Consider the following 5438-nt stretch of genomic DNA (forward strand, 5'->3'; position numbering starts at 1 on the left):
CCCTTTCTCATTAGACGTCTTCCAATGCAAACCTCCCCATGTCAGCAGCAAGCAAAAAGTTATGGAGCCTAAAATAATGTTAATGGTATCTGGTTTCTGGAACCGACGCCTTTTCATGCTTTTATGTTGTTTTCCCATCGTTTTCTGACACCACCTTCCTATTAAAGCAGCTATGAGTCAGCCTTCTTTCCCCAAGGAGAAAGAAGGCTGACTGCGATTAAAAGCCTAATACATCTTCGATAATAAGAGCGACCATTTTGCTAACCTGAGTTTTCACTTCGTTTAGTGCTTTGTTTTTGATCGCTTTGGAAGCCTCAACTCTATTAATTTGATCAACTGCGTCATTGCCAGCTAGAACAACTTCCATGATCAGTTCAACCTTCTGCTTATCATCCTTAGCAGCTTCAAGCTTTACTTTTATCTCGTCAAGCTTCTCTTCAAGAGCAACAACAATATTTTTGATTTCTTTTTCTGGATCAATTGCCGCATCACCATTAACAAGCTTAACCTCTTGTTCGAATAATACCTTTGCTGACCCGCCGTTAGAAGCAACTAATGACGCTTGAATAACGGCCGTTCCTTCCGCTACTTTATTYGGAATGGATACTTTTCCTTGCGATTCCACTTTAACATCCTTGCTGCCGGATACTTTCTTCCATTTCAGCACGGAAGTAGGAAGCTTAGTTCCGAAGACCGTCAAGCTATATTCATGATGCTTGCCGTTAGCGGTCACCTTCACTGTCGACACCGTTTCCGAACGAAGATACGCTGCGGTCATTGCTTTCGAAGCAGACTCATCATAGTTTAGCTTATCTTGAATGTTTTCAATTGCAGATTCTACATCAGAAAACCTTACCCCAAGATTGGACAATACTTTGCTTAACGTATAATCATCCTTCTCCGATAAAATCTCTTCCATTGCATCGATCTTAATCTCATTAATTTCCGACTTACGGCCGAACAGCTCCGTGAGGTCTCTTGGCTTCATATCCTTAATGCTATCTTTTATTTCTCCCTCTACTCCCAGACGCTTATCACCGTCGCCGAACATGAATATGAGGAAATCGTCTACCGTAAGGCTTTTCACTTTAGCTGCCGCCGCTATTGTCTTCAACGCATCCTGATATTGTGGATTGGTCATGATTGATTCCAAGTTAGAGGCTTTAGGATCATAGTGAACGGAGCCGACCGCTTTAATGATTTCAAAAAGACTCGCCTTCACCTGCGCGGCGTCTGCCGTATTAGGAAGCTTACGTACAATTTTATTCCAAATCGGATCAATTAGCGCTTGATGCTTTGTTTGATTAAGCCCAGCAAGCTCTTCTAAAAGCCTGCGGACATCCTTAATGTCATTAGAATCGCCGGCAAGAAGTGCAGCTTGCAGCTTGTTCATTCGCTCTAGGAAGGGTTCAACTGGGAAAACATCTTGAGCTCCCTCAGCGGCTGTAAGTGTAATCTCTTGCTCGAAAATCACTTTGGCTGATCCCCCATAAGGATTAACAAGACTTGCCCGAATAACGACTGATCCACTGACGGCTTCTGGAGAAAGCTGAACAGTACCATTTGGCAGCACGCTTACGTCCTCACTGCCTGATACTTTAGCCCATTTCAGCGCGACCTTTGGAATATCTACACCAAACACCTTCAAGCTGTAATCATGGCGAAGTCCACCCTCGCTTATCTTGGCAACTGCCACAGCTTCAGAACGAATATAAGCAACGGTTATTGCATTCATTGCCGCTTCATCCTTCTTCAGCTTGAGCTGGAAGTTCGATACCATAGATCGTATATCTTGAGACTTAATGCCAAGACCATCAAAAATCTTACTAAATTTATACGACTTCTTATCACTTAGCAGCTTGTCTGTCGCTTGAAGCACCACATTCGTAATTCCCTGCGAATTGCCTAGCAAACTCAATATTTGTAGGGATGACATGTTCCCTAGCTCACTGCTTATGGTTCCTTCTATTCCCTTCCGGTTGCCGCCGTCACCGAATAGAAATACTAGAAAATCATCCATTGTAATGTTCGCATCGCCACCGGCGGCTGCAATTGTTTTCAATGTCGCACGAAATTCAGCATTTGTGCGAATGGCCTCCAAATCAGCCGCTCCTGCATCATATCGGAACGAGCCGACCGCATTGACAAACCGGAAGAGGCTCGCTTTGAGCTCCGCTTGATCAACTGAATCAGGAAGCTTTTTACTGATTTTATTCCATATCGGATCGATTAGGTTCTGGTTTTCGGACTCATCAAGTCCTGCAATCTCATCTCGTAAGTCTCTTACATCTTGTACATCCTGCGGACTTCCTGCAGCTAGTGCATCATGAAGCTTTTGCATTCTCTGCAAAAAACCGCTTGACGGCAGCTCCGTTTCAGCCGCATTTACTGCTTCAATAAATCCTAGCTTCTCCGTCAACCCCTTTTGGCTGAGTGGTATCCCACCTATTACTGCGGCTAACATGGAAACCGCAAGCGTGGATGCAGTTACTTTTTTTCTTAACGTCATCCTAATCATCCCTACCTTTCAATTATAAAACTAAAATTGCAAAACCGGCATTTGCTGCTTCACACCTTGATTCATGCTGGGACGGCCGACTGAATAATAAACAAAGTCCGTTCCGAGCAAGTCCTTCTCTTCAAACACATTACGACCATCAATCAGAATCGGCTGGTTCATCACACTTTGCAGAAGCCTAAGGTCCACTTCGGAAAACTCGTCCCACTCCGTTAATAAACAAAGCGCATCTGCACTACCAGCCGCCTCTAACGCATCATCACACCATATGACACCACCCTTCCCGAATAAATGACGAAAGTTGACCATCGCAATAGGATCATAGGCTTTAACATTCACGCCGATATCAACCAAATGCTGTATGATCTCCAGAGCTGGCGAATCGCGAACATCATCTGTATTCGGCTTGAACGCTAATCCCCATATGGCAATCGTTTTCCCTTTCAGCTCGCCGTTAAATATCGTCTCCAGCCTGCGAATCACATTAAACCGCTGATCGCGATTCACTTCTACGACTGAACGAAGCAGCTTGAATTCATAGTCGACATGACCCGCGATTTGAATAAGCGCGCTTGTATCCTTCGGAAAGCAAGAGCCCCCATAACCRATCCCGGCATTCAAGAAGGAAGGCCCAATTCGCTTATCGTAGCCCATTCCTTCTGCCACCCGCGTCACGTCCGCCCCGACCTTTTCACAAATGTTAGCAATCTCGTTAATAAACGAAATTTTAGTTGCTAGAAACGCATTTGACGCATATTTAATCATTTCCGCACTGCGAATATCCGTTACGACGATATGTTCAGTCAGCTTCTGATGCAGCTTAGTGATCGTATCAGCGGCACTTTGGTTATCGGCTCCAATGATGATTCGATCTGGATACAGCGTATCCTTAATAGCCGATCCCTCTCGTAAAAACTCTGGCAACGATATGCTGTCAAAGCTCTCGCTCGTAAAGGAGCGTATCAGCTTACCTAGTCGTTCATTGGTTCCAACAGGCACGGTGCTCTTTACTGCTATTATTTTGTAGCCGTTCATCGCTTCCGCAATTTCAATTGCCGCTTGGTCAATATAAGCAAGATTGGCTTCACCGCTTGGCAATGGAGGTGTTCCAACTGCAAGAATGATAATATCTGATTGACGCACAGCTCCAGTTAAATCAGTTGTAAATGAGAGCTTCCCTGCCTGCCTGCTAGCTGCTGCCAGCTCCTTTAAACCAGGCTCGTAGATGGGAATATCTCCGGCATTCAGCATGTCAATCTTGCCAGGATCCTTATCCACGCAGATGACACGGTTGCCAAGCTCCGCGTAGCAGACACCCGATACGAGCCCTACGTAGCCCGTTCCGATAACCGTAATGTTCATTCTCATCTCTCCTTATCGAATTACATTCCTTTATACGGAACAGAGCTGCATAATCTCGTCCCAATCAAAAGCGAGCCGCACGATGTCTTCTTCTATAAGCTCCGACCCGGTCTGAACCTCAATGATGTCCATTTCCGTTTCCGCGCGCAGGCTATGTCTACTATTTTTGGATATAACCAATACATCGCCGGACTTTACCGGGAAGTGCTTGCCATTCAAAGCCATTTCCCCTTCACCTGAGACAACCGTCCAAACCTCATCCCTGAGCTGATGGTACTGGTAGCTTAGATTTTGGCCTGGCGTAACACATATTCGTTTGGTCAGCACTTCTTTGCCATCCGGATATTTCAAGTAATCCAGTACTCGGTAACGTCCCCAGCGCCTTTCCTCATACATCGGGCGTTGATCCGAATGCTTCATAACCTCCTTGATCATCGGACTTGATGCTTTTTCCGAAACCAAAATCCCATCTGGGCTTGCCGCTACGATAACATTGCTTAAATTAAGCAGCGTTATCGGTATATCGAGCTCATTGATGACATGAGTGTTAGTCGATTCGCCTGCTATAATTCCTTTACCGATCAGCGGAGTTTCAATTTCTTCGGTCAATGTATTCCACGTGCCAAGGTCCTTCCAATCTCCCTCATAAGGCAATGCCACAATGTGATTGGATTTCTCTACAATTTCATAGTCAAAGCTATTTTTCGGAAGCCTTCCATACTGCTTCAGCATTTCATCGTATTGAATGGGAAAATCATTCGCGATTAATATGTTAATAAGAAAATCGAGCTTAAATGCAAACACGCCGCAGTTCCAAAGCGCCGCCTGCTCGATCATCGCTGCTGCTTCCTCTTCTGGAGGCTTTTCCCTAAAGCTGTGTACATTCATGTAAGTCGATTCGACCTCCGTACCGTTTATAGCATCCGGTACGATATATCCGTATTTCTCAGAAGGGAAGGTTGGTTTCACCCCCATCAGCGCTAAATCTGCACCCGAATCATTCAATACATACTCAAGCTCCTTCGTCTTATGGAAGAACGATTCTTCTACATAGGGATCTACTGGCATAACGACAACCGTTTCATTCAAGCTAACGCCTTGTACCGAATATAAATAAGTAGCAGCTAGCGCGATCGCAGGAAAGGTATCTCTCCTCTCCGGTTCTACGATAATCTCAATCTCGCTGCCAAGCTGGCTGTGGATCATTTCGACCTGCGGCTTACTCGTGGCGATATACGCATGGTCACGCAAGCCCGCTGCGCTAATTTGAGACCATACCCGTTGAACCATCGATTCTCGCTCGCCTTCTGCATTTTTTAATACTTTCAAAAACTGCTTGGAACGCGACTCGTTTGACAATGGCCACAGACGTTTGCCTGAGCCTCCCGAAAGAAGAACAATTTTCATCGAGTAGCCTCCTTTTTCACGACTAATTGAGCGGATTTGACTGTGCTTGTCCACGTATTATAGTAATTGGAATTTTTGCCGTACGAATTATCGAGCAATGTATTGGGCTTGTCCATCAAGCAGGATAAGATATGACCGTGCAGCCTTGATG

General features: G+C 45.2%; 3 protein-coding genes and 1 pseudogene. All 4 read right to left on the reverse strand.

All coding sequences use genetic code 11. The features are described 5' to 3' along the window. Nucleotides 1–217: 217 nt before the first annotated feature. Entirely contained in the window at nucleotides 218–2509 is a 2292-nt protein-coding gene (locus tag AC1DWN_RS26975; RefSeq protein WP_477561974.1) for a hypothetical protein, read from the reverse strand. A 30-nt stretch (nucleotides 2510–2539) separates the two neighbouring features. Next, a complete protein-coding gene (locus AC1DWN_RS26980) occupies nucleotides 2540–3880 on the reverse strand; it encodes a UDP-glucose dehydrogenase family protein (RefSeq protein ID WP_477561975.1) in 1341 nt (446 codons plus the stop codon). Nucleotides 3881–3910: 30 nt separating this feature from the next. Next, complete coding sequence (locus AC1DWN_RS26985) at nucleotides 3911–5287, reverse strand: sugar phosphate nucleotidyltransferase (protein ID WP_477561976.1); 1377 nt, start codon at nucleotides 5285–5287, stop codon at nucleotides 3911–3913. Next, nucleotides 5284–5438, reverse strand: a pseudogene (locus AC1DWN_RS26990) (polysaccharide pyruvyl transferase family protein); the annotation flags it as partial. The gene AC1DWN_RS26985 and the pseudogene AC1DWN_RS26990, both read right to left, overlap by 4 nt.

It is taken from the genome of Paenibacillus sp. P4_A7 (assembly GCF_056402455.1).

Coding starts and splice junctions, on each gene's coding strand:
- AC1DWN_RS26985 (WP_477561976.1), bottom strand. CDS start 5,287: ATGAAAATTGTTCTTCTTTCGGGAGGCTCAGGCAAACGTCTGTGGCCA.